The organism is Flavobacterium glaciei, from assembly GCF_003350545.1.
GTDB lineage: Bacteria > Bacteroidota > Bacteroidia > Flavobacteriales > Flavobacteriaceae > Flavobacterium > Flavobacterium glaciei.
The window spans coordinates 42,844-67,533 of record NZ_QQBA01000011.1 but is presented as its reverse complement, the minus strand read 5'-3'; the positions used below and the strand labels follow the sequence as shown (position 1 = coordinate 67,533).

Genomic DNA, 24,690 nt, shown 5'->3' with positions numbered 1-24,690 from the left:
TTTCTGATTTTTTGAAGCGTTTTTTTATTCATGAAAATAGTATAAATTAACCCATCTTTAATTAAGATTTCGCTAATTTATTTTTTTTTATTTTCACTGGGATATTTTTTTTCGAAATTGGTTTAGGCTGCAAATCATCAAGAACATTAATTGCCTCTTCCACATAAATATCTTTAGATAAAGCTTCGTGCCATATTTCTCTTTTTTCTTTCAACGAGATATCTTTTGCCATAGCATCAATTTCATGAGGCAAAGAAGAAAATATCAATGAGTTTTTATAGTTAGCTATTGGTTTGTATTTTTTTGCTTTCTCTTCTATTTCTGCTTGAGCAATTTTAAATTGATCAATATTCAAACTATAAATATTCTCTTCGCTTCTCGTATCAATCCATTTAGCATTTTCTTCAATTAATTGAAACTGTGGATTATTACTAATTCTATTTTTACTATTTGCAATTGCTTGATTAAAATTAGCATTTTTACTCCATACTTGATAATCCGCTTGATCAATCTTATCCCAAGGCATTGCATTCTCTAAATCGCGTTCTCCCATTTTTAGATAAGCATATCGATCTGGCATCACAACATCACTGCTAACTCCCTCTAATTGTGTCGAACCACCATTTATTCTATAAAATTTCTGTGTAGTTGTTTTGACAGCACCTAAATCTCCTACAGAACTACTACGTACAAATTGATTTAGGTCAATCACATTTTGAACAGTTCCCTTACCATAGGTTTGTTTGCTTCCAATGATAATCCCTCTTTTATAATCTTGTATTGCTGCTGCCAAGATTTCTGAAGCTGAAGCAGAAAAACTATTTACCATAATTACTAACGGTCCATCCCATTCAATTTTGGGATCCCTGTCGTACAAAACTTCTTTCTTTCTACCTGCAGATTTAATCTGTACGATTGGCCCTTGTTCAATAAACAATCCTGCAATGTCAACAACAGTTGATAAAGAACCACCACCATCATCACGAACATCTAAAACAATTCCGTTTACTCCTGCTTTTTTCAATCGGTCTACTTCTATTGCAATATCTTTTCCTGCATCTCTACCATCTGCATTTTCGAAATCTATGTAGAACTTTGGCAAATAAATCACTCCGTATTTTAGGCCGTCTTTGTTTACAATACTAGACTTTGCATACGTTTCTTCAATTTCAACAACATCTCTAATAATAGATATAATCTTTATTGTTCCGTCTACTTTTTTAACGGTAAGACGTACCTCTGACCCTTTAGGTCCTTTTATTTTCTTCACCACATCATCAAGACGCATCCCAACCACATCAACTGCTTCTCCATTTCCTTGAGCAACTTTCATAATTAAATCACCAGCTTCTAATTGCTTTCCTCTCCAAGCAGGACCACCTGAAATAAGTTCTGAGATCTCAGTTAAATCATTTTTCTTTTGAAGACGTGCCCCGATTCCTTCTAATTTTCCGCTAATACTTACATCAAAACGTTCTTTTTCTTCGGCTGCAAAATAATTTGTATGTGGATCATAACGAGCTGTAATAGAATTGATATATACCGAAAACCAATCGTTTCTATCTAAATCTTTTATAAATCCAAAATACTCATCAAGTGATTTTACTGAATTTTCTCTGGTTTCTTTTTCTAAAACTTCAAAAGTTTTTACAACATAACTAGCATCATTTTTCTTTTTGTCCTCTTCTAATTTCTGTTTATCAATTAAGGAAGATAGTGCAGACAATTTTATTTGTTTGCGCCATTTATCATTAAGTTCAGCAACGTTTTTAGGGTATGGCGCTTTTTCATAATCAATATTAAAACTTTCATCAATAGTAAAATCAAAAGGTTTACTTAGGATATTTTTGTAGATTTTAGTGCTTTCATTCATTCTTTTCATCAAACGATCGTAGGTCAAATTAAAAAAAGACAAATCTTTATTTAATAATTGATCGTCTAATTGCAATTCAAATTTTGAAAACTCATCGATATCAGATTGCAGAAAGAATCTTTTAGAAGGATCTAAAGCTTCGATATAATCTTTGTAAATTCCTTTCGAAAAAGTATCATCGATTGTCGCAGGACTATAATGTGCTTTCTCAATAACAAAAGTCAATATCTCTAAAAGCAACTTGTCTTTTTCTGGATCATTCGCTTTTGAGGAATTCATTTTAAAAGCAAATAATGTTACCGAAAGAAACACGACAACAAGGATAATTTTATAATTTCTTTTCATAAAGTTAAGAATAGTATTCATGAATTTTTTATTCTAAGTTATGGTAAAAACTATGCCATAGTCAGCAGGGCTCCCATAAATTTTTGTTAAAGATATAAAAATGTTTTTTTTTATTGAGCTAAATGAATCAAGATAACATATTTTTATCTTTTGTTTACTTAATGCCATTCTGTGTCATTACATTTGCCATCAATATCACAAAAATCAACCTTTTTTTGCCAAAATAATAATGAAGAAAACTAGACCTTTAATTTTAATAACAAATGATGATGGCGTTTCAGCTCCCGGAATAAGAGCCTTAATTTCGGTTATGGAAGAATTAGGAGAAATTGTGGTAGTCGCTCCAGACACCCCACAAAGTGCCATGGGTCATGCCATTACCATCAACAGCACATTGTATTTGAATAAAATTTCAAAAGAGTCGGACCCTTTTTTAGAATACAGTTGCTCCGGAACACCTGTTGATTGTGTAAAACTGGCGGTTAACGAAATTTTAAAAAGGAAACCTGACTTGTGTGTTTCTGGAGTAAATCACGGTTCAAATTCGTCAATAAATGTCATTTATTCCGGTACAATGAGCGCAGCCGTTGAAGCAGGGATAGAAGGAATCCCCGCCATTGGATTCTCATTATTAGATTACGATTGGAATGCCGATTTTGAGTCTATAAAATCATTTATCCGCAAAATTTCATTGGAAGTTCTTGAAAATGGATTGCCGGAGGGCGTCGTTTTAAATGTTAATTTTCCAAAATTAAAAGAAGACGATATCAAAGGAATTCGAATTTGTCGCCAAGCGAAAGCAATATGGGTAGAGAAATTTGATAAAAGAAAAACGCCACAAGGAAGAGACTATTATTGGCTTGCAGGGGAATTTGTAAACCAAGATAAAGGAGAAGATACTGATGAATGGGCTTTAGAAAATGGTTTTGTATCTGTGGTTCCGGTGCAATTTGACTTGACTGCATACCACGCCATACAACAACTTAACACCTGGAAATGGAATGAATAAAAAAGACTTAATACTCGGGTTTTTAATAGGGTTTGCTACTACCCTACTTGGATCGTATATTTTTATAACCATTTTTACGGAATTCAAATTTATCACTGGATTACAAATCATGAAATCACACGGGAATTTAGGCAAAATAATCACCTTGGGAACAATTTTGACGCTGATAGCATTTGGACTTTTACTAAAAATGAATAAAGAAATGATGGCCCGTGGTGTTGTACTTGCAGTCATTGTCATGGCAATTATCACTTTATTTATTTAAGTTTATCTTTGCAACAGAATAAAATGATTGCAGCAAAAATGATTATATCCATTTGATTTTAAAAATACAAAATCGAAAAAACATGAAATATTATATAATAGCGGGAGAAGCTTCAGGTGATTTGCACGGTTCTAATTTGATGAAAGAACTGTACAAAAAAGATCCAACTGCTGACATCCGTTTTTGGGGTGGTGATTTGATGAAAAATGTTGGCGGAACTTTAGTAAAACACTATCGTGAATTAGCATTTATGGGATTTATTGAAGTGATTTTTAATCTAAAAACCATTTTGAATAACATTAAAATCTGCAAAAAAGATATTCTTGAATTTCAGCCTGACGTCCTTATATTCATTGATTATCCCGGTTTCAATTTGCGTATTGCCAAATGGGCGAAAGCATTGGGAATGAAAACTCATTATTATATTTCTCCACAAATTTGGGCTTGGAAAGAAAGTAGAATTACAGATATTAAGCGTGATATTGATAAAATGTATGTCATTTTGCCTTTTGAAAAAAAGTTCTACGAAGACAAACATAATTTTCCAGTAGAATTTGTTGGTCATCCACTCATTGATGCGATTCACAACCAAAAAGCGATTGACCCGGCTCTTTTTAGGAATGAAAACCAATTAAACGACAAACCTATTATTGCCATTTTACCTGGTAGCCGAAAGCAAGAAATTACTAAAATGTTATCCGTAATGCTAAGTGTAGTCAATGATTTTCCAGACTACCAATTTGTAATTGCGGGTGCTCCAAGTCAAGAATTCTCTTTTTACAAAGAATTTATCACGCAGGAAAACATCAAATTCATCTCTAACAAAACTTACGATTTGTTGCGAAATGCTACTGCAGCATTAGTCACCTCAGGAACTGCAACACTGGAAACCGCATTATTCAAAGTTCCCGAAGTAGTTTGTTACAAAGGCAGTTGGGCTTCGTACCAAATTGCGAAACGAATTATTACACTCAAATACATTTCACTTGTAAATTTGATTATGGATGAAGAAGTGGTAACTGAGTTAATTCAAGACCAATGCACTTCCAAACGCATTAGGGAAGAACTCGAAAAAATACTAAAAACGAATCATCGCAATACGCTTTTAGAAAAATATGCGTTATTAGAAGAGCAATTAGGCGGAATTGGAGCCAGTGAAAAAACGGCAGCATTGATTGTAAATGATTTAAAATAGTCTACAATTTATTATTAAATTTTAAAATCAACTAAAAAAAACTCTTTTGAAACGTTTATTATTCCTTTTACTGCTTGGCATCTTTTTTACCGCTTGTAAATCGACATCGCCTATTGTAACTTCGAAAAAAGGAGAACCAAAAGAAAAAATATCTCGAGCCGAAAAGAGAAAAGCTAATCAGCTCGCCGAACAATTAATTGATGTTGCTACTGAAAATTTAGGTATAAAATACAAATATGCCGGCACGACAAAAGCAGGTTTTGACTGCTCTGGTTTAATGTATACTATATTTAAATCCGAAAACATCAATTTACCCCGTAATTCATTTCAGCAATCTAAAATTGGCGTTGTCTTAAATCTACAAAAAGATGAAGCCCAAAAAGGCGATTTGATATTTTTTAAAACTACTAAGAATAAAGAAATAAATCACGTAGGAATTGTCATTGAAGTAACCGATGAGGAAATAAAATTCATCCACTCCTCCACTTCAAAAGGAGTTATCATTTCCTCCACCAAAGAACCGTATTACAAAAAAACATTTGTTCAAATCAACAGAGTACTTTAATTCGTATTGATTTTTTGGGGAAAAATTTAGTTTTTAAAAAATATAAAAAACTAAAGAAAAACAAATTTGTTTCTTGCTAAAAATGTGTACTTTAGAGTTATGAAAGTACTACAATTCCCACTAGCAAGAATAACAATCGGGCTTGTTATAGGTTTGCTTATTGGACATTATTTCCATCTCACTATCACAACACTTTTAGTTGTTCTATTTGTATTCATCAGCATTTTTGTGGTATTATATTTTTTATCAAAGAGAAACAAAAAAGCCTCTATTTATTTTGGAATCAGTACTTATTTTCTTTCTGTAATTATAGGAATTTCAACCCAAATCGTTCACACCGATCACTTTCAAAAAAACAATTACACCCATAACAAAGAGGTTTTTGAACAACCCCGTTACATTACATTAACAATTAGAGAAAAACTGAAAAGCTCACCGTTTAGTGATCGTTATTTAGCCATTATTAATCAAATCGACCAGAAAAAACAAACAGGAAAAATCATTTTAAATATTCAAAATGACAGTTTACATCATGTTCTTGAAGTTGGGAATTCATTATTGATAAAGGGCACCCTAACAAAAAACAAATCACCAAATAATCCAAATCAATTTGATTATCGCAAATACCTTGAAAACAAAAAAATCTATGCGCAGTTGTATGCTGATGCTACCGACATAAAAATTGGAACTATAATAGATAAAAACATTTGGTATTATTCATCAAAATTACGAACAAGAATTATTCGCAATTTAGAAAAAAACAACTTCAACAAAACTGAGCTAAATGTCGCCATAGCATTAATAATGGGACAACAACAAGATATTTCACCAGAGATTATTCGGGATTATCAATATGCTGGAGCAGTGCATATTTTATCTGTATCTGGATTGCATATTGGATTCATTTTGATTTTTGTAACCTTAATTCTAAAACCAATACCTAACTCAAAGCGTGGCTCATTAATAAAGCTACTTATCATTCTTGTTTCTTTATTTACTTTCGGGATCATTGCAGGATTAGCACCTTCGGTAGTGCGTTCTGTAACCATGTTTTCATTCGTAACGATTGGAAATCATTTAAAAAGAAGCGTTAATATATATCATACTTTATTAGTTTCCATTTTACTTATTTTGCTTTTTGAACCTTCCTTTTTATTTGATGTTGGCTTCCAGTTAAGCTATTTTGCCTTGTTCTTCATTATTTGGTTGCAACCGCTTCTTGCCTCCATTTGGTCACCAAAAAACAAGATTTCAAAATACATTTGGGATATTCTCACTGTTTCGTTTGCTGCTCAAATAGGGACTTTACCGTTGAGTATTTATTACTTTCATCAATTCCCAGGTTTGTTTTTTGTTACCAATTTAATTATCATTCCACTATTGACCATCATTATGGTTTTAGGAGTTGTGGTAATGCTTTTAGCGGCGTTTAATATGATTCCGGTATTCTTATCCCAATTACTTGAATGGAGCATTTATTATTTAAATAAAATCATCAATGCAATTGCTTCCTTAGAGCAATTCATCATTCAGGATATCCCGCTTCATTATTATATGCTACTTAGCGGTTATTTACTATTGTTTGCTTTAATCATTTGGTTAAAAAAACCAAACTTTAATAAATTGGCTTTAGTATTGATTTGCGCTCTCATTGTACAATTTACTTATATAAAAATACAATGGAAAATTCAGACTGAACAAGAATTAGTAGTTTTCAACAGCAGAAAAAATACGTTGATTGCAGAAAGAAAAGGAGAAAGTATTTTAATTTATGCTAATGACAGCATTTTGAAATCTGCACAGAAAAACAGTCTTTTAAAATCCTATCGTATTGGAAACTTTAGCACATTGAAACAGAAAAAACGAATTCAAAATTTCATGTTTTTTAACGGGAAAAAGATTTTCATCTTAGACAGTTCGGGTGTTTTTCCAAAAAACATACATCCTGACATCCTTATTATGGTCCAGTCTCCAAAAATAAATTTTGAACGAATGCTACAAACTATTAAACCAAAAATGGTTGTAGCTGATGCTTCTAATTATAAAACCATTCAAAAACAATGGAAAGCAACTTGTATAAAACAAAAAATCCCTTTTCACGCTACTAGTGAAAAGGGATTTTATAAGTTGAATTAATAATTTTTATTTTTTCAGAAAACCATTAGCTACTGCTAGCCAAGCTGAAGGACCACCAGCTACATAACCGGTACTTCCAATGCCTTCAAAATTGACTTTACCATCTTTTATTTTAGCATTTGCAAATATTATGGTTGGAAATCCTTGAATTCCGAAAGCCATTTGCAACTCATTATTTTGTTTTTTAATTTCATCAGTTTGAGGTGTTTTTCTAGGATAATCCAATTCTACTAAAATAACATTTTCCGTGGCCCAAGCCGCAAATTCTGGTGTTTTCAAAACTTCCTTTTGTAGCCGGATACACCAACCACACCAATCGCTACCTGTAAAAAACAAAAGCATTGGTTTTTTGGTTTCATTCGAAGTTGCCATTGCCTTAGTGACATTGGTTTCCCATACTAGTTCTTGTGCTTCAGCGGCAAATGAACCCACTAACAATACTAAAACAATTATTATCTTCTTCATATTTATACTTTTTAATAAATAACAGTTCAAAAACAATGCCTGAATTTATCGAACACCATGCATCAATTTTTTAATAACCGGGGTCATCACTACAGAGAATAAAGCAACTACGATGGAAATAATAGTCAACATCCAAAAGAAGTAACTCAATCCATGTTCATTAGCAATTTTATCAATATTTTCACCAAACATTCCCGCTCCTTTCATTCCAATTGCTACTGCAAGATACCAAACTCCAAACATAAATGCAATCATTCTTGCTGGGACTAATTTGCTCACATATGACAATCCTACAGGTGAAATACACAATTCTGCCATAGTGTGGAAAAGATATACTAAAATTAACCAAATCATACTTACTGAAGCTGTTTTTGCTCCTGCTTCGATTCCGCTTGAGCCAAAAGCTACACAAGCCATACCAAGCGCTAGCAATCCCATACCGATTCCGTACTTTAAATTTGCCGATGGATTGTATTTACTTTCCCACCATTTTGAAAACAGTGGAGCTAATGAAATAATAAACAATGAATTTAAGGTAGAAAACCAAGTTGCAGGTACTTCTGTCAGTGCTGTTGTCACTTTCTCAATTTTCAACGCTTGCAACGTTTCATCAGACAATGATAAATACCCTGCTGTATAATAATCTTTTGCCAACATCCAGATTGCTATTGTCCAAATAATTACAAAACTCACACTTAAAATAATATTTGCAAGAGCATATAATTTAAAAGTTTGTTTGAATAATAAAATTAACACCCATGTAATGATTACTAATGGTAAAATAGTAATCAAAGAATTCATTACTAAAAAAACAAGGCTCCAATTACCCGTTAAAACTCGATCCGTATAATCATTAGCAAAAATGGTTAAGCTGTTAGGAGACTGTTCAAAAATAGCCCAGAAGAAAATAGTCAAAAATGCAAAAAATGTAACTGCAATTAATTTCTCCTTAGTAATTTTAGAATACTGAGTAAATCTATAAATCAACAATACTATAAAAACAACCAACGCCGAAATAATTGCGATAGCGTTTCCATTAGGTCCAAGGAAAGAAAAAACATTTATTTTACCCCCTGAAATTTTAGAAGCAGGATCATTTACAAGCCATAACAAAGCTAAAATAGAAGAGAAGGCAATTGCTGCCAATTGAATTGGAGTAAATGGATTTCTTTTATCTGTATCCAAAGCTTCCGCTTTGGCTTTGCTTTCTTTATTTGGTTTCAAACCAATATCTCCAAAAATATCTTGAGACAACCAAAACTGTAACATTCCGAAGAACATAAAGATTCCAGCTAAACCAAATCCATAAGTCCAACCTACTTTTTCACCTAAATAACCACAAAGCAAAATCCCAAAGAACGCTCCGGCATTTACACCCATATAAAACAAAGTATACGCACCATCTTTCTTTTCAGGACGGTCTTTGTACATTTCAGAAACGATTGATGTCATGTTTGGTTTAAAGAAACCATTTCCAAAAACTAACAACACTAATCCTAAATAAATAGAAAATTCAGTTTCAACAGCCATAGAAGCATGACCTAAAGTCATCAATGTCGCTCCTACAACCACAGCCCATCTAAAACCAATTACTTTATCGGCAAAATAACCTCCTAACATTGTGGATAAGTAAACCAATCCTACATAGGATCCAAATAATGCAGATGCATTCTCACGAGTCCATTCCCAGCCACCATCTGTAAAGGAAGCGGTTAAAAACAATATCAATAATGAACGCATTCCGTAGAATGAGAATCGCTCCCACATCTCTGTGAAGAATAAAACGAATAATCCCGCAGGATGTCCTAAAACGGTACTTTTAAAAAATTGATCTGTAGTATTTTGACTCATATTATTAATTGTTTAATTCTTTATCTACTCCGTGCATTAATTTTTTTATTATTGGCGAAAGTACTAATAACAGTAATCCGAAACCAAGTCCTGTATAAAATAAGTATTCAAAAAGCACTAAATAACTCTGTTTTGCTAAATTCAAGTCTGGCGCTGTCCCATTTGAAGTATCGACAGAAGCGATATTTGCTAAAATAGAAGCAATAAATTCGGAACTGGCTGTTGCCAAAAACCAAACGCCCATCATGAAACCAACTATTTTTGCCGGCGATAATTTAGTCACAGCAGAAAGTCCTACTGGTGATAAACTCAATTCCCCACATGTATGTAAAAAATAAGCCAACACCAACCAAATCGCAGCTACTTTTCCTAGGCCAGATAGGTTTATTCCCATAACTAATGCTCCAAAACCTAAACCAACAAAAGCTAATGCTAAAGCAAATTTTACTGCTGTATTAGGATTGTACTTTCCTAAATTTGGCCATATCCAAGCAAAAACCGGAGCTAATAAAATTATAAACAAAGCATTTAAACTTAAAAATTGTCCAGCAGATATTTCATACCCAAATATAGTTCTGTCTAAAATCCTATCCGCAAATAAATTCATGGAGGTATAGGCTTGTTCAAACAATGCCCAGAAGACAATAGTAAAAACAATTAGAATAGTTAAAGCGATCAATTGGTGACGCGCTTTACCATCGAGCTGCGTTGCCGCGTAATAAACAATATAGATAAAAGAAATTCCACCTGCAATTTTCAAAGCCCATGAAACTGCATCATGATTTTGAACCATTTGCCAAAACAATAACGTTGACAAAACACTTCCAATATAAATTAACCATTCATTTTTAAGTCCAAACGATTTGTTTTCAAGGAAAGATGGATTATTTGATTCCCCTTTTCCTAGTAGCAATTTTCTACCGGAAATAAAAGTCAGTAATCCAAAAAACATTCCGACTCCAGCGGCACCAAAACCATAACTCCAACCGTATTTTTCACCTAACCAAACACAAATCAATGTAGCCATAAAAGATCCTAAATTGATTCCCATATAAAACAGCGTAAATCCAGAATCTCTCCTTTTATCACCTGTTTCATATAATTCTCCAACCAATGATGAGATATTGGCTTTTAGAAATCCAACTCCAACAATTATTAAGGATAGTGAAAAATAAAATATTTGCAAAGCCGTTTCGTCCCGTGTAATTTCACCCGTCATGGATTGTGTTGCAGCATTCCCTTCATAAGCCATTCCTATATGGCCCAATACTAACATAATACCACCAAAAACGATGGCTTTTCTAAATCCCAAATACCTGTCGGCAATAAAACCACCCAAAACTGGAACAGCGTACACTAAAGCAGCATAACTCCCAATCAATAAATTCCCTGAAGAATCCGAAAATAAATGATATTTGGTAAGATAAAAAATCAATAATGCTTTCATACCGTAGAACGAGAACCGTTCCCACATTTCAGTAAAAAACAATATAAAAAGCGCCTTTGGATGTCCAAAAAACTCTTCCTTATTCAATGCGTCGTTTGTCATAAAGCGCTGTTATAAATTTTCTTTAATAAAATTAGTCATTTTTGTGTACAACTGAACCCTAGTTTTCCCACCGTAAATCCCGTGATTATTGTCTGGATAAATCTGGGAATCAAATTGTTTATTAGCCTGAATCAAAGACTCCATCATTTGCATAGAGTTTTGAACATGCACATTATCATCTCCTGAGCCGTGTATCAAAAGGAATTTACCTTTTAATTTATCCACATGATTTATTGGAGAATTATCATCGTATCCACTCGCATTTTCTTGAGGTGTGGTCATGTAACGTTCCGTGTACACACTGTCATAGAATCTCCAGTTTGTAACCGGAGCTACAGCAATTGCCATTTTGAAAACATCATTCCCTTTCATAATACAATTAGACGCCATAAAACCACCATACGACCAGCCAAATATACCAATTCTAGATTTATCCACAAATGAGTAATTCCCTATTACTTTAGCAGCATCAATTTGGTCTTCTACTTCGTATTTTCCTAATTGCAATTGAGTTACTTTTTTGAAATCAGCACCTTTAAAACCAGTTCCTCTTCCGTCAACACAAGCTACAATGTATCCTTGTTGTGCCAACATCATAAACCAATAGTCATCCGTACTATTCCACTCATTGTTTACTTGCTGCGAACCAGGACCAGAATATTGATACATAAAAACCGGATATTTTTTAGCTGGATCAAAATCTTTCGGTTTAATAATCCAAGCATTTAGTTCATTTCCTTTTGCCGTTTTCAAAACAAAAAACTCTTTTGAAGGTAAATCATAGCTTTTTAGCTTTGCAGCCAATGATTCATTGCTTTGAATAACTTGAATTTGTTTTCCTACTTTAGCATCGTTCAACGTATAAGTTGTAGGCTGAGATGCACTAGAAAAAGTGTTGATGTAGTATTGAAAATTTGGGCTGAAAGTCGCTGCATTAGTTCCTGTATTTTGCGACAAACGCACTTTGTTTTTACCGTCAAGACTTATTTTGTAAACATCTCTATTAATAGATCCATTCTCCACTGACTGATAGAAAACCGTATTTGTCTTTTCGTCTAAACCATAATAATTCGTTACTTCCCATTTTCCTTTGGTCAGTTGGTTTTTCAATTTCCCGTTTTTGTCATATAAATATATATGGTTATAACCGTCTTTTTCGCTAGTCCAAATAAAACTGTTGTCTTTCAAGAACGTCAAATTATCTGTAACATCAACATAAGCCTTGTCTTTCTCGTTCAAAACTACTTTTGAAGCTCCTGAATTACCATCAATAAACAACAAATCTAAATTATTTTGATGACGATTCAATACCTGTGCAGACAATGTATTCGCATCGTTTGTCCATTTTATTCTAGCGATATAAAAATCATTGTAATTACCTAGATTTACATTTTTTACCGCATTTGCATTTACATCATAAACATGCAACGAAACTAATGCGTTCTTCTCACCTGCTTTTGGATATTTAAACGTTTGCATCATTGGGTACAACTCTTTTCCAAACATAGACATCGAAAATTCCGGAACTTGACTTTCGTCAAAACGGATGTAGGCAACTTTTTTGCTATCAGCACTCCAATCAAAAGCTTTTACAAAAGCAAATTCTTCCTCGTAAACCCAATCCGTAATACCGTTGATGATGCTGTTTTTTTGTCCATCTGTAGTTATTGGAGTCGATTTATTTGAAGCTAAATCATATACATACAGATTGTTTTCTTTGGCGTAAGCAATCTTTTTTCCATCAGGTGAAAAAGTAGGCTCCTGAACCTGAAAATCAAATAGTTTTATTAATTTCTTATTTACGATGTCATACAAATAGTAATCCGCAGTAAATGAGTGTCGGAAGATTTGATTAGTGTTGCAAGCCAAAAGAATCATTTTTTCTGATGCGTCAAAAGTATAACTATCAATCCCGCCTGATAATTCTCGGTGTGACTTTGTGTCAATTAATGTAGACACCTTTTTAAGTGTAGCAAAATCATACAAATCAATCTGCATACTTCTGGACTGTCTGTCCGCATTCAAAACAGTGTATTGATTAGTGTTTTTTAGCGATTGCAATTCGTCCATTCCCTGAGCACGAAATGTACCATTATACAATTCATCAATTGTGATTTTTTGTTGACCTACAACTGTAAAACAAAAGAATAAAAATAATGCTATAATTTTTTTCGAATACATATTATTTATTTAAAGATAAAAACCGTCAATTTTAGTGAAAAAATTACAATTATCGGTCATTTTATATGTTAAATGTAAAAATTAATATAAAAAATAACCTTCCGCTGAATATAATTTGATTGCAAATAAAACGGCTAAAACCGTATCTTTGCAACTAATTACACCATAATCAATTGAGAATGAACAAGGCTATTAGCGGATTTTCTAAATTATCCAAAGAAGAAAAAATTAAATGGATTGCCAATCAATATTTTTCAACACCTTCAGAAGCTATCGCCTTGCTGAAAAACTATTGGAATTCTGACGAAAAAATACAGAAATTACACGATGAATTCATCGAAAACACGATAACCAATTTCTACATTCCTCTTGGAGTTGCTCCTAATTTCTTAATTAATGGAAAATACAGCACCATTCCTATGGCAATCGAGGAAAGTTCTGTGGTTGCCGCTGCCTCAAAAGCAGCTAAATTTTGGTCTACGCGTGGAGGATTTAAAGCAACGGTAATCAATACCGAAAAAATTGGGCAAGTTCATTTTATCTATAAAGGTGATGTGTCCAAATTGAATTTGTTTTTTGCTCAACATAAAAGCAAATTTTTCTCAGAAACCGAGTCGATTACCACAAATATGCAAAAACGCGGAGGCGGAATTCTAGACGTTATTCTAAAAGACAAAACCGATTTATTGCCTAATTATTTTCAGCTACATGCCACTTTTGAAACCAAAGACAGCATGGGAGCCAATTTCATCAATTCGTGTCTGGAACAATTTTCTAAAACCTTGAAAGAAGAAGCTCATAATTATGACTTGTTCTCGGAAACGGAGAAAGAGATTGAAGTGGTGATGAGCATTCTTTCTAATTATGTTCCAAATTGCATCGTAAGAGCCGAAGTTTCTTGTCCAATTGAAGAATTAGAGGAAAAACACATTCTAAACCCTAAAGAATTTGCCGAGAAATTTGTGCAAGCCGTTCAAATTGCAGAAGTGGAGCCGTATCGTGCCGTAACGCATAATAAAGGAATCATGAACGGAGTAGATGCAGTAGTTTTAGCAACAGGAAATGATTTCCGCGCTGTCGAAGCAGGAATACACGCCTACGCTTCCCGAAACGGAAAATATTCGAGTCTTTCCCATGCCAAAATAGAAAATGGTATTTTTACTTTTTGGCTAGAAATTCCATTGGCATTAGGTACAGTTGGCGGTCTAACTTCCTTGCATCCCTTAGTAAAACTATCCTTAGAAATGCTGGAAAACCCATCTGCCAAAGAATTAATGCAGTTTGTAGCCGTGGCGGGTCTGGCTCAAAACTTTGCCGCTCTGCGCTCTTTGACAACAACAGGAATTCAAGAAGGACACATGAAAATGCATTTGAATAACATCATCAACCAGTTTGAAGCTACGGATGAAGAAAGGGTTTTAATACAGAAATATTTCAAAAAAAACACCGTCTCGCATAGTGCCGTGGTTACATATATTGAGAGTTTAAGAAAATAATTTTATCTGGAAGCAACAAGAAAACAGATTGCTTCGGTCCAAAAAAACAATGAAGAAAACATTCTACAGCAACGGAAAACTTTTAATAACAGGAGAATATTTAGTTCTTGATGGCGCCAAAGCTTTTGCATTACCCACAAAAATGGGGCAAAACCTCATTATAGAAGATGGAAGCAACAATGAAATCATCTGGAAGAGTTTTGATGCAGATGGAAGCATTTGGTTTAAAGACACGCTTTTATTTTCTGATATTTCGAAAGAAGTAAATACTGAAAATGAATCAGTCAAGACTACACTTACTACCATTTTACACGAAGCTTTCAAACTAAATCCTGACTTTATTTTAAATTCAAGGGGATACACAATTACTACTGAACTTGGATTCCCTAAAAGCTGGGGTTTGGGAACGTCATCAACTTTAATAAACAACATTGCCCAATGGTTGCAAATTGATGCCTTTGCATTGCTTAAAAACAGTTTTGGAGGCAGTGGTTATGATATAGCTTGTGCGCAAAACGACATTCCTATTGTATATCATTTAGAACAAGGAAATCCCATAGTTGAAAAAGTAACTTTTAATCCAGATTTTGCAGACAACCTTTACTTTGTATATCTGAATAAAAAGCAAAGCAGTAAAAGCGCAATTGCTGCTTACAATATGAATAAAAAGAATAATCTTGCTAGAACAATCGCTTTAAATGATCAGATATCATCTGAAGTTATGAATGCTACTACAATTCAATCTTTTGCTGCAGCCATGCAAAAACACGAAACAAAAATGAGTGTTATTCTGGAAACGCATACGATAAAGGAATCTTTATTTCCTGATTTTAATGGTGTGATAAAAAGTCTTGGTGCTTGGGGAGGTGATTTTGTAATGGCAATTGCAACTGTAAATCCAACAGACTATTTTATTTCAAAAGGATACGATACGATTCTTACTTATCGCGAAATGATAAGGTCTTAATCTTTATCATTCCCAAGAAAGCTTAATAAAAATAAAATCCCGATACATTCAACATGTATCGGGATTTTTTATAAAACTAATTACTTATTCGAAAATTAGTAATTGAAATCTATTCTGTTGTCTTCAATTTTAGCATTAGCTTTCAATGCAGGAATAACTCTGTTTGCATCAGAAGCACTTTGTGCTTTTAATTTAGTTACATATTCAGAATGGCTCTTTAATGCTGGTGCTTTTACTGTACTCATGTTTTTCACTACATAAACTCCAGTATTTCCTTCAATTGGAGCAGACAATTTGTTTGCAGCTAATGCAAATGCATTACCTACTACTTTTGGTTCTTGACCAACACCTGGTAACATGGTGTTTTCCATTGTAAGACCCACTGCTTGTTGTACTGTAACCCCTACTGCTTTTGCAATTGCTTCAAGTGAAGAACCAGTCATTTTAGCTTTTATAAGTTCCGCTTTTTTCCTATTTTTAAGAATTGGCTCTACATAAGGTCTAACTACTGAAACGGCTACTAAACCAGATTTATCAATAGATTTTAATTTAGCAATTACGTGCCCTACATTAGCTACTTCAAATCTTTTTACTCCTCCAACTTTCACACCATCCTCAAAAGCCCATCTTACGATTGATCTCTGGTTCCCTAATGTTCCAAAATTCTCATCCATTCCTTTTACAGAAACAGCAGGTGAAACTTTAAGACCTAAATCTTTTACTACTTTATTAAAATCTTTGTCAGCAGCATCCATTTCTAATTTAGTTGCTTGTGTAAATATTCTATCAGAAGTTGCTTCAGAAGCTTCGATTTTTTGAGCTACAGTAGCCAAACGAATTCCGTCTTGTTTGTCTGTAATTTTAATAACATGAAAACCGAAATCAGTTTCAACTAAACCAACTTTACCAATTCCATTACCAAAAACAAAATCATTAAAAGGTTTTACCATTTGGTTTGGACCAAAATAACCTAAATCACCACCTTGTTGCGCTGAAGAATCATCAGAATTTGTGAAAGCCAACATCATGAAACTTTCTGGATTGGCATTTACTTGTGCTAAAATACTTTCTGCTTTAGCTTTAGCTTGTTCTTTAGTTCTTTTTTCTTTTTGATTAGGAGTTTGTGTTCCTTCGTAACCAATTAAAATATGACTAGCTTTAACATTAACTCCTGATTTCATTCCCATCGATTTTGAAATACAGTAGTAATTCCCGAACATATATGGTCCATAAACTGCACCTGGAGCAAGATTAAATAATTTGTCAGCATCTACAGCTGGCAAATCTTTTTTAGCGATGTAAGTTGAATCATAAGGCACATCTGAATTTGAATTTACAAAATCAATTGTGTTTGTAGTAGTTCTAAATCCTGGTACTGTATCATTTTTGCCTGTAGCTTGGTTGTAAACTACACTTCCTGTCAACAATGAATTTATTTTTGCTTTAATTTCTGATTCATCATCAGCAGAAGCTTTTTCTTCAATCAAAACATATTCTACTTCGCGTGATTCATCAGCTTTGTATTTTTTTTCGTTTTTCTTCATGAAATCAACAATTTCAGCATCAGTAACTTTTACTTCACTGTCTTTAATTGTAGAATATAAACCAGCAACGTAAGCAAAGTTTACTTTGTTTGCTTCCATTTCGTATTTCAACTTTCCTTCGCTTTCAGTAGTATAAACTGCAGCTTTAATCAAAGTGTTATACATTTGGTATTTAGCATTCAAATCAGCATCTTTTTCTCTATCCTTAAGGAATTGAGCTTGTGCAGGATTTGCTTTAAAGTATTCTTTGAATTTTACAACATCAAAAACACCAGCAGAATTCAAGAATAATGGATTACCACCAATATTTTGATCCGCTTTCAAAACTTCCAATAAGTGTTTTTCACCTACTCTAAGTCCTAATTTTTCAAATTCAGAAGTCAATAAAGCTATAGAAACTTCTTGTTCCCAAACTCTGTTAGCTGCTTCAGTAGACGTAATCCCCTGTCCACTTTTTTCAACATTACTTACTTTAACTCTGAAATCTTCAAATGAAATATCTTTTCCATCGATGCTTCCTACATCTTTTGATGTACTGTTGAAACCACCGCTATTGAATATATCACCTATGATAAATGCTAATAAACAAAACCCGATAACGAGTATCAGAAGAAGTGAACGTTGTCTAATTTTTTGTAAAACTGCCATTTTATTGTTGTTAATTTTTATATTCAGTTTGCGAAAATACAATTATCTAATTAATAATTATACTAGTAGCGTTTTATTTTGCAAGAATTTTTTTTTTCACAAAAAAAATTACTCTAGCACAGTCATTTTTACTAATTCTATTTTCTTATTTGTGGCTTCTTCTATAATAAAATGATAGCTGCCTATGGTAATTGCCTCCCCTATTTGAGGGATTTCCTTTGTAAAATCCACAATAAAACCACCAAGGGTTCCATAAGAATCACTCTCTGGAATTGCCAATTTATAGGTGTCGTTTAAGTATTGTACATCAAAACGAGTTGAAAAAACAAAAACTCCATCTCCCAACTCTTTTTCTATTAATTCTTCGTCTGAATCGTGCTCGTCTTCAATCTCTCCAAAAAGCTCTTCTACAATATCTTCGATAGTAATAATTCCCGAGGTTCCTCCATATTCATCTAATACTACCGCAACACTTTTTCGTTTTTTAGTAAGCAAATTCATGGCGTCTTTAATGAATATTGTTTCTGGAACAAACTCAACAGAAATTACAATTTCCTTGATATTATTTGGTTTTTTAAACAAATCAAACGAGTGGACATAACCAATAATATCGTCGAGTGAATTTTGATACACCACAATTTTAGAATAACCTGTTTCTATAAATAGTTGCTTCAAATTTTCTATTGAATCATATACATCAACCGCTATAATTTCGGTTCTTGGACTCATAACATCTCTAGCTTTGACACCTGAAAATTCTAAGGCGTTTTGAAACATGAGTATTTCAGAATCTACCGTTTCATTATCCTCTACACTACTCATTTGTTCCGTAATGTAATTCCCAAGTTCTATTTTACTAAAATACAACTGGATAGTATCACCTTCTGTTTTGAAGAATTTCTTTAAAATAAAATCAGAAATCCCAATAAAAAAGGTAGAAATAAAATAGAAAAACCGATAAAAAATATATGCCGGAACAGCAAAAATCTTAATTAAGGAATTGGCATAAATTTGAAAAAAAACTTTAGGAAGAAACTCGGCGGTAACTAGTATAATTAGTGTCGACACCAGAATTTGAAGCACTAAACTGAACCAATCTGACAAATGATACTCTAAAGTCGCAAGCCAGCGCAATAACAATTCGCCCATAAAAAAACCATAAACCACCATCGCTATAGTATTTCCAATAAGCATGGTTACTATAAAATTAGTTGGTTTTTCAGTAAGTTTAGTAAGTATTTTTGAAACGAAATTATCTTGTTTTTTTTCTATCTCAAGATAAATTTTATTTGATGAGACAAAGGCTATCTCCATTCCTGAAAAAAAAGCACTTAGTATTAGACACAATATGATAATACTAATTTCCATTAATTAGGATTTTTTGTTTCGATCATCAAATTTTCTAGCAAATTTTCTTCTAAAGAAAAACATGAAAATAGCCAATCCTGCAATCATAAAGCTTAACCAAAACGTTCCTTGGGGCTCGTTTAATTTAGTAAAACCATCATAAATAAAATAGGCGCCAAAAACAAGGTAAACGTATTGTGTGTATTTTAGGTAATTCATAACATATCTATATTAATCGGCAGATTCTATTTCGCCAGTTATTTTTTGAGAATTAATCACTTTGAAATCTTTACTAAAATCGATTCCTTGTCCATTAGAAGTTCCTTTGGGATCTGTTAACTTAAATTTTCTTTCTGTAAAAAACCATTCATTTTTTTGATCAAAATACAATTGTTCGGTTTCTAAAGTCTTACCATCTTCCGTAAAGATCTTTACTTTTCCCTGTAAATCAATAATACTTGTGCCTTTATACGAAATAGCATAATTAGACTTTATAAATGTTTTCTTAGCTTTTTTATCGTACAAAGTAACATCAATTCCTTTTGGAAATTCAGTAAAAGGAAATTCAACACTAGAATAATCAAGCATTTTAGTGCTTACAAGAGTTGCAGTAATTCGCCCTGAATCAGTATATTTCACATTTACTATATCAGTACTACTACTAGGAATAAATTCCGAAAAATTAATCTTTTGAATTTCCTTGAAATTACTTTCGCAACCAAAAAACAGTGTCACAGCAAAAACTGTGACGACTGATCTAAGATATTGATTTTTGACTAAAGTCATACGCTGAACTTGGCCAAGACTTTTGGCATTACTACCAATTCTTGTTGTTAGTTGAATTTTCGTTTTTCAAACCATTTGTCATTAAGTGAAAAACTCACACTTACATTTGCATAATTCTCTTGAACAAGATTTGCTTTTGTAGTTCCTTTTTTCCCTAATTCGAAACCAAAATTTACATTTGAAAAACTACCTGTTATAGGAAGACCAAGACCAAAAGTTAATCCCATGTCATTTATAGATTCAGAGTTGATAACCAATCCTGTTTTTTCATATTTAAGACCCGCTCTGTATACAATTCTTTTTGCATAACTAGAAAACGAATTGTAATTAGGAATGTAATACCCTCCTAAACTCACACTACCATATTTCCCATAAACAACATTGGATGCATCATTATATTCATTTGCCTGACCCGAAGTTTTACCGAAAGAAACATTACCACCAAGAAGCCATTTTTTAATTTCTCCTATTCCCCCACTTAACGATACTTTGCTAGGCATTGCTAAGTTTACCTGAGTATTAACATCATCAAGCGCATCAACTACAGCTAAATCAAAATTTGAATTATAGATTACCGTTGAAATATTTCGACTATTCTTAGATGTTAAAGAACTTTCTAATGAATATGTTAAACTACTAAAAAGCGTTATTTTTTTATAGATTTTGGTTTGATACATCATTCCAAGATTAAAATTAACCCCAGATAAATCCGCTGAATTCAATTCGCGTGTCCCAACAGGAACCCCGGTAATAAATTCCAGATTATTGGTTTCAATTTTCCCAAAGTTATAATTTACATCAGCACCAATGTTGAAGTTAGGAGCGATTTTATATCCAATACCTAAAAAAGCTTTATTCAAACCACCCGTACCATTAAAACGCTTATTGTTTTCAGTACCAGTTTCTGAAATAGATTCAATTTTATATCCAACAGAAGAATATGGAATCAATCCAAAACCCAAACCAAACTTACCCAAAGGCAAACCAACAGCTAGGTAATCTAATGTAGTTCTAGTGGTATTAGCTGATTCAGAATTATTTTTTAGAGTTGTTGTGGCATAAGTTCCTCCTAAAGTAAAAGTAGTTAATTTAAGACTTGCATAACTGGCTGGATTTTGTAAGTTAATGTGTATACTGTCTTGTTCAACTGCCAATCCTGCCATAGAGCGGTTTTCATGCGTACCTTTAAATCTTACATTCCCAATTCCGTAAAAAGAATATGGAGAAGATGTTCCTTCTTGAGCAAAAGACACTAATGATAAAAGCAAACATACGCTTATTATAATTTTTTTAATCATTTTTGATTTTATATTGAAATGTTTGATTCAAACTCTCCAGAAGAAAATTTGAATTGGCAAATATGGTATTTTTTAATCGTTTAGCCAAAAAATCTGTATCGCCACCCGTTAAAATTATTATAAAATTTGAATATCTTGCTTTATATTCATCGATAAAACCGTCGATCTCATAGACGAAACCGTTTACTACACCTGAATGAATCGATTCAGCAGTAGATGTCCCTATTAAATCTTTTGGACTTTCTAATGACAACAAAGGAAGTTTAGCCGTAAAATTATGCAATGCTTCATAGCGCAATCGCAATCCTGGCGCTATCGCTCCGCCTAAATAATTATTTTTCTCATCAACAAAATCATAAGTAACACAAGTTCCCGCATCTATAACCAATCGATTTTGATTGGGAAACACAAGCGTGGCTCCTGCAGCCAAAACCATTCGGTCAATACCTAAAGTTTTAGGAGTTGAATACCTATTATAAAAAGGGAAAGAATCTTCATGTGATAGAAAATGCACATTCAAAACGTTGTTGTAATCTAAAAACGACTGTTTTTCGACGTCCCCAACAGATGAAACGACCAAATCAGTTATTTTTTCAAAATTTTTTAAAATATTTTTAATATTTTTTTGAAGTTCTATTTTAGAAAAAACAAAAATCTCAAAAAGGGTAGCATCCTCAAAGACAGCCGCTTTAATTCTGGTATTTCCAACATCGACAACTAAAATCATAATTTGGTTTTTGATGTTGCGAAGGTACGAATTGATTTTTTTTAAAAAATGTTTTGGATAAACTAAAAATCATTCTATATTTGCACCCGCATTAGCACGGTACCTTAGCTCAGATGGTAGAGCAATGGACTGAAAATCCATGTGTCCCTGGTTCGATCCCTGGAGGTACCACAAAACCCGAATAGAAATATTCGGGTTTTTTGTTTTTATGCTTTTTTGAAACACTCTACTTCTTCCCAATCAGAGATTTACATCAAAAATACACTCGAAATTTCTGACTTTAAATCGCCACTAACTCCCCAGACTATTTCTGTTGTGCAAAAAAAAGTTTAGTTCTGGATATTTTTAGAAAAAATGAATTTATCAGTTCCTCCTAGAATACATTAAATAAAAAAAATAACATAAAGTACTTTATGTTATTAAAAACTCATCAATAACTCAACAAAAATAAAGGGTTCGTATTTATTTTCTACAATTTTTGCGAAATTCAAACAACAATAATTGCTAAATTACTATATTTATGCAAAATTTATATATATGGAGATTTTAACCTGCCCGAAATGCCAGAGCAACCACATCATAAAAAGTGGTATAATCAATAGCAAACAAAGGTACTTATGTAAAAAATGTAATTATTTTTTTACCGTTAATAAAATAGGCAAAAAAATCGATGATTACTATGTTTCTAAAGCATTACAACTTTATCTCGAAGGTTTGAGTTTTCGTGAAATAGAGCGTATCATTGGGGTTTCTCATGTCACGGTAAGCAATTGGGTGAAGAGCTACAATATCAAAAAACCTTCCCATGCTAATTACCATCCTACCTATAAGATTTTCAATCATATAGAACTAATCGAATATCTAAAAAACAAACATTTATTATCAGGAGCAGGAATGATAATAACTGAACTTGGAGATAAGTTTATGTTGATAAAATGGGAACGTTTCAAAGATTAACTATACTAGTTTACACATAAATATATCAAAATTTTTTTTCAGAATAAAATAATAGAATTTGGCACTTTATTAACCAACCATTTACTAACCAATTCCTATTTATGAAAAAAATATTTTTTACAGCTTCAGTCCTCTTACTGACTCTGCAGGGCTTTTCTCAAGGCTCAACAGATTATGCTGCAGGACTAAAATTTAACCTGAACGAAGACGGCTCCAAGTTCATGCGTGTGATTGCTTGGAATCAAATCTGGATGCGTTCTTCCGAAATGAATCCTGGAACCATGATTGGAGGAGAACCAACATCAACTGCTACCGACATTGGTAACAGACGTTTGCGTTTTTTAGCTTATGCTCAAGTATCCAAAAGATACATGATCTTAACCCATTTTGGGATCAACAACCAAACTTTTATTAACGGTGGCGCAGCAGGAACCTCAGGTACTGGTGGCTACGGTGCCGGAAAAAAACCTGGTTTATTCTTTCATGACGCATGGAATGAATATGCAGTTGTATTGCCAGAAAAAGACAAAAAATTTAGTTTTACCCTTGGTGCTGGATTGCACTATTACATGGGATTGTCTAGACTAACAATGGCTTCAACGCTAAACTTCTTAACCATAGACGCACCAATTTTTAACTGGCCACTAATTGAAAACTCTGATCAGTTTGCCAGACAAGTAGGTTTATTTGCTAAAGGAAAATATGGCAAACTAGAATACCGCTTGAGTTACAACAAACCTTATGCTACCAACTTAACACCTACAAACACCACGACTGCATCGAATGCCGTAGCTGTAGACAACAGTGGTGTGACAAAATGGTCTAAGGCTGGTTATTTAGAATACCAGTTTTTAGATCAAGAAGCCAATGTATTGCCTTTTAAAGTAGGTAGCTATTTAGGAACTAAAAAAGTATTCAACATTGGAGCTGGTTTTTACACTGCGCCAGATGCCACAAAAACTTCTGTAAACAGTACTATCAACAAACATGATATCAAACTTTTCTCTGCCGATGTATTTCTTGATATGCCTATTGGAAAAAAAGAAAACAAAATGGCCTTTACGGGATACAGTGTACTTTATGATTATGATTTTGGCCCTAATTACTTGCGTAATGTTGGAATTATGAATATTGGCTCAGTAGATCCAAATTTTACAGGTAGTAGAGCTATAGCGGGAGCCGGAAATGCACAGCCAACGATTGGTTCTGGAAATATTTGGTACACACAAGCGGGTATTTTATTGCCTAATAAAGAGGCAAAACCAAAAGTAAGAATCCAACCCTTTGGTGCTGTTACTTACAAAGATTTTGATGCTTTAACACAGTCAAGTACACAATTTGATATAGGATCAAACTTTTTCTTAGATGGTCACCATGCCAAAATAACGGCACAATATTCAACTAGACCTGTATACACCTCACTATCAAACCGCTCAGAATCATTAGGAGACTTCGTAGTACAACTACAAATTTATCTTTAATCAAT

The 24,690-nt window shown here is 33.2% G+C and carries 20 protein-coding genes and 1 tRNA gene; 10 read left to right on the top strand and 11 right to left on the bottom strand.

What is annotated here, in order from left to right; translation table 11 throughout:
• Nucleotides 1-61 precede the first annotated feature (61 nt).
• Nucleotides 62-2,239 (bottom strand): carboxy terminal-processing peptidase, encoded by a 2,178-nt coding sequence (locus DFR66_RS10460; RefSeq protein ID WP_114754794.1) that lies wholly within the window; start codon nt 2,237-2,239, stop codon nt 62-64.
• Nucleotides 2,240-2,447: 208 nt separating this feature from the next.
• On the opposite strand from DFR66_RS10460, the gene surE reads away from it, so the two are divergent.
• From surE to DFR66_RS10435, 5 genes are all read left to right on the top strand, one after another.
• Nucleotides 2,448-3,227 (top strand): 5'/3'-nucleotidase SurE, encoded by a 780-nt coding sequence (gene surE, locus DFR66_RS10455; RefSeq protein WP_114754793.1) that lies wholly within the window; start codon nt 2,448-2,450, stop codon nt 3,225-3,227.
• Nucleotides 3,220-3,492 (top strand): hypothetical protein, encoded by a 273-nt coding sequence (locus tag DFR66_RS10450; RefSeq protein ID WP_114754792.1) that lies wholly within the window; start codon nt 3,220-3,222, stop codon nt 3,490-3,492. Before surE ends, DFR66_RS10450 begins: the two co-directional genes overlap by 8 nt.
• A gap of 82 nt (nt 3,493-3,574) precedes the next feature.
• The gene (lpxB, locus tag DFR66_RS10445) at nt 3,575-4,687 is read left to right on the top strand and encodes a lipid-A-disaccharide synthase (protein ID WP_114754791.1); all 1,113 of its coding nucleotides are present in this window, start codon (nt 3,575-3,577) and stop codon (nt 4,685-4,687) included.
• Between the two features lie 46 nt (nt 4,688-4,733).
• Complete coding sequence (locus DFR66_RS10440) at nt 4,734-5,252, top strand: C40 family peptidase (RefSeq protein WP_114754790.1); 519 nt, start codon at nt 4,734-4,736, stop codon at nt 5,250-5,252.
• Nucleotides 5,253-5,351: 99 nt separating this feature from the next.
• Nucleotides 5,352-7,388, top strand: a complete 2,037-nt coding sequence (locus DFR66_RS10435) for a ComEC/Rec2 family competence protein (protein WP_114754789.1) — start codon at nt 5,352-5,354, stop codon at nt 7,386-7,388.
• 6 nt (nt 7,389-7,394) lie between these two features.
• On the opposite strand, the gene DFR66_RS10430 is transcribed toward DFR66_RS10435, so the two are convergent.
• Genes DFR66_RS10430 through DFR66_RS10415 form a run of 4 tightly spaced genes read right to left on the bottom strand, consistent with a single transcriptional unit; the run spans nt 7,395 to nt 13,434 of the window.
• Nucleotides 7,395-7,853: a thioredoxin family protein gene (locus DFR66_RS10430; protein WP_114754788.1), complete on the bottom strand. Its 459-nt coding sequence runs from the start codon at nt 7,851-7,853 to the stop codon at nt 7,395-7,397.
• A 45-nt stretch (nt 7,854-7,898) separates the two neighbouring features.
• Nucleotides 7,899-9,704, bottom strand: a complete 1,806-nt coding sequence (locus tag DFR66_RS10425) for a peptide MFS transporter (RefSeq protein ID WP_114754787.1) — start codon at nt 9,702-9,704, stop codon at nt 7,899-7,901.
• 4 nt (nt 9,705-9,708) lie between these two features.
• On the bottom strand, nt 9,709-11,253 hold the full coding sequence (locus DFR66_RS10420) for a peptide MFS transporter (RefSeq protein ID WP_114754786.1): 1,545 nt from the start codon (nt 11,251-11,253) through the stop codon (nt 9,709-9,711).
• A gap of 9 nt (nt 11,254-11,262) precedes the next feature.
• Entirely contained in the window at nt 11,263-13,434 is a 2,172-nt protein-coding gene (locus DFR66_RS10415) for a S9 family peptidase (protein ID WP_114754785.1), read from the bottom strand.
• A gap of 179 nt (nt 13,435-13,613) precedes the next feature.
• On the opposite strand from DFR66_RS10415, the gene DFR66_RS10410 reads away from it, so the two are divergent.
• A complete protein-coding gene (locus DFR66_RS10410; RefSeq protein WP_114754784.1) occupies nt 13,614-14,930 on the top strand; it encodes a hydroxymethylglutaryl-CoA reductase, degradative in 1,317 nt (438 codons plus the stop codon).
• A 49-nt stretch (nt 14,931-14,979) separates the two neighbouring features.
• Nucleotides 14,980-15,897, top strand: a complete 918-nt coding sequence (locus tag DFR66_RS10405) for a GYDIA family GHMP kinase (RefSeq protein WP_114754783.1) — start codon at nt 14,980-14,982, stop codon at nt 15,895-15,897.
• 95 nt (nt 15,898-15,992) lie between these two features.
• On the opposite strand, the gene DFR66_RS10400 is transcribed toward DFR66_RS10405, so the two are convergent.
• The 6 genes from DFR66_RS10400 to DFR66_RS10375 form a co-directional block, all read right to left on the bottom strand.
• Complete coding sequence (locus DFR66_RS10400; RefSeq protein WP_114754782.1) at nt 15,993-18,089, bottom strand: peptidylprolyl isomerase; 2,097 nt, start codon at nt 18,087-18,089, stop codon at nt 15,993-15,995.
• A gap of 108 nt (nt 18,090-18,197) precedes the next feature.
• Nucleotides 18,198-19,457: a hemolysin family protein gene (locus tag DFR66_RS10395; RefSeq protein WP_114754781.1), complete on the bottom strand. Its 1,260-nt coding sequence runs from the start codon at nt 19,455-19,457 to the stop codon at nt 18,198-18,200.
• A gap of 3 nt (nt 19,458-19,460) precedes the next feature.
• A complete protein-coding gene (locus tag DFR66_RS10390; protein WP_114754780.1) occupies nt 19,461-19,655 on the bottom strand; it encodes a hypothetical protein in 195 nt (64 codons plus the stop codon).
• A 12-nt stretch (nt 19,656-19,667) separates the two neighbouring features.
• Complete coding sequence (gene lptC, locus DFR66_RS10385; RefSeq protein ID WP_114754779.1) at nt 19,668-20,222, bottom strand: LPS export ABC transporter periplasmic protein LptC; 555 nt, start codon at nt 20,220-20,222, stop codon at nt 19,668-19,670.
• Nucleotides 20,223-20,269: 47 nt separating this feature from the next.
• Complete coding sequence (locus DFR66_RS10380) at nt 20,270-21,520, bottom strand: hypothetical protein (protein ID WP_114754778.1); 1,251 nt, start codon at nt 21,518-21,520, stop codon at nt 20,270-20,272.
• Nucleotides 21,513-22,247, bottom strand: coding sequence for a type III pantothenate kinase (locus tag DFR66_RS10375; protein ID WP_114754777.1), 735 nt, complete (start codon nt 22,245-22,247; stop codon nt 21,513-21,515). Before DFR66_RS10375 ends, DFR66_RS10380 begins: the two co-directional genes overlap by 8 nt.
• 98 nt (nt 22,248-22,345) lie before the next feature.
• Between DFR66_RS10375 and DFR66_RS10370 the strand changes: the two genes are divergently transcribed.
• The 3 genes from DFR66_RS10370 to DFR66_RS10360 all read left to right on the top strand — a co-directional run bounded on the left by DFR66_RS10370 (nt 22,346) and on the right by DFR66_RS10360 (nt 24,685).
• Nucleotides 22,346-22,418 (top strand) — tRNA-Phe (locus tag DFR66_RS10370).
• A gap of 366 nt (nt 22,419-22,784) precedes the next feature.
• Nucleotides 22,785-23,204: an IS1/IS1595 family N-terminal zinc-binding domain-containing protein gene (locus DFR66_RS10365; protein ID WP_146841165.1), complete on the top strand. Its 420-nt coding sequence runs from the start codon at nt 22,785-22,787 to the stop codon at nt 23,202-23,204.
• A 101-nt stretch (nt 23,205-23,305) separates the two neighbouring features.
• Nucleotides 23,306-24,685 carry a porin gene (locus tag DFR66_RS10360; protein ID WP_114754775.1) on the top strand — a complete coding sequence of 460 codons (1,380 nt, stop codon included), beginning with the start codon at nt 23,306-23,308 and terminating at the stop codon, nt 24,683-24,685.
• Nucleotides 24,686-24,690 lie beyond the last annotated feature (5 nt).

Excerpts from the sequence above, each read along its gene's own strand:
- DFR66_RS10395 (WP_114754781.1), bottom strand. The coding sequence starts at position 19,457 with ATGGAAATTAGTATTATCATATTGTGTCTAATACTAAGTGCTTTTTTT.
- DFR66_RS10435 (WP_114754789.1), top strand. The coding sequence starts at position 5,352 with ATGAAAGTACTACAATTCCCACTAGCAAGAATAACAATCGGGCTTGTT.
- DFR66_RS10400 (WP_114754782.1), bottom strand. The coding sequence starts at position 18,089 with ATGGCAGTTTTACAAAAAATTAGACAACGTTCACTTCTTCTGATACTC.
- DFR66_RS10360 (WP_114754775.1), top strand. The coding sequence starts at position 23,306 with ATGAAAAAAATATTTTTTACAGCTTCAGTCCTCTTACTGACTCTGCAG.
- DFR66_RS10415 (WP_114754785.1), bottom strand. The coding sequence starts at position 13,434 with ATGTATTCGAAAAAAATTATAGCATTATTTTTATTCTTTTGTTTTACA.
- DFR66_RS10425 (WP_114754787.1), bottom strand. The coding sequence starts at position 9,704 with ATGAGTCAAAATACTACAGATCAATTTTTTAAAAGTACCGTTTTAGGA.
- DFR66_RS10410 (WP_114754784.1), top strand. The coding sequence starts at position 13,614 with ATGAACAAGGCTATTAGCGGATTTTCTAAATTATCCAAAGAAGAAAAA.
- DFR66_RS10390 (WP_114754780.1), bottom strand. The coding sequence starts at position 19,655 with ATGAATTACCTAAAATACACACAATACGTTTACCTTGTTTTTGGCGCC.
- DFR66_RS10450 (WP_114754792.1), top strand. The coding sequence starts at position 3,220 with ATGAATAAAAAAGACTTAATACTCGGGTTTTTAATAGGGTTTGCTACT.
- DFR66_RS10375 (WP_114754777.1), bottom strand. The coding sequence starts at position 22,247 with ATGATTTTAGTTGTCGATGTTGGAAATACCAGAATTAAAGCGGCTGTC.
- lptC (WP_114754779.1), bottom strand. The coding sequence starts at position 20,222 with ATGACTTTAGTCAAAAATCAATATCTTAGATCAGTCGTCACAGTTTTT.
- lpxB (WP_114754791.1), top strand. The coding sequence starts at position 3,575 with ATGAAATATTATATAATAGCGGGAGAAGCTTCAGGTGATTTGCACGGT.
- DFR66_RS10405 (WP_114754783.1), top strand. The coding sequence starts at position 14,980 with ATGAAGAAAACATTCTACAGCAACGGAAAACTTTTAATAACAGGAGAA.
- surE (WP_114754793.1), top strand. The coding sequence starts at position 2,448 with ATGAAGAAAACTAGACCTTTAATTTTAATAACAAATGATGATGGCGTT.
- DFR66_RS10380 (WP_114754778.1), bottom strand. The coding sequence starts at position 21,520 with ATGATTAAAAAAATTATAATAAGCGTATGTTTGCTTTTATCATTAGTG.
- DFR66_RS10430 (WP_114754788.1), bottom strand. The coding sequence starts at position 7,853 with ATGAAGAAGATAATAATTGTTTTAGTATTGTTAGTGGGTTCATTTGCC.
- DFR66_RS10460 (WP_114754794.1), bottom strand. The coding sequence starts at position 2,239 with ATGAATACTATTCTTAACTTTATGAAAAGAAATTATAAAATTATCCTT.
- DFR66_RS10365 (WP_146841165.1), top strand. The coding sequence starts at position 22,785 with ATGGAGATTTTAACCTGCCCGAAATGCCAGAGCAACCACATCATAAAA.
- DFR66_RS10420 (WP_114754786.1), bottom strand. The coding sequence starts at position 11,253 with ATGACAAACGACGCATTGAATAAGGAAGAGTTTTTTGGACATCCAAAG.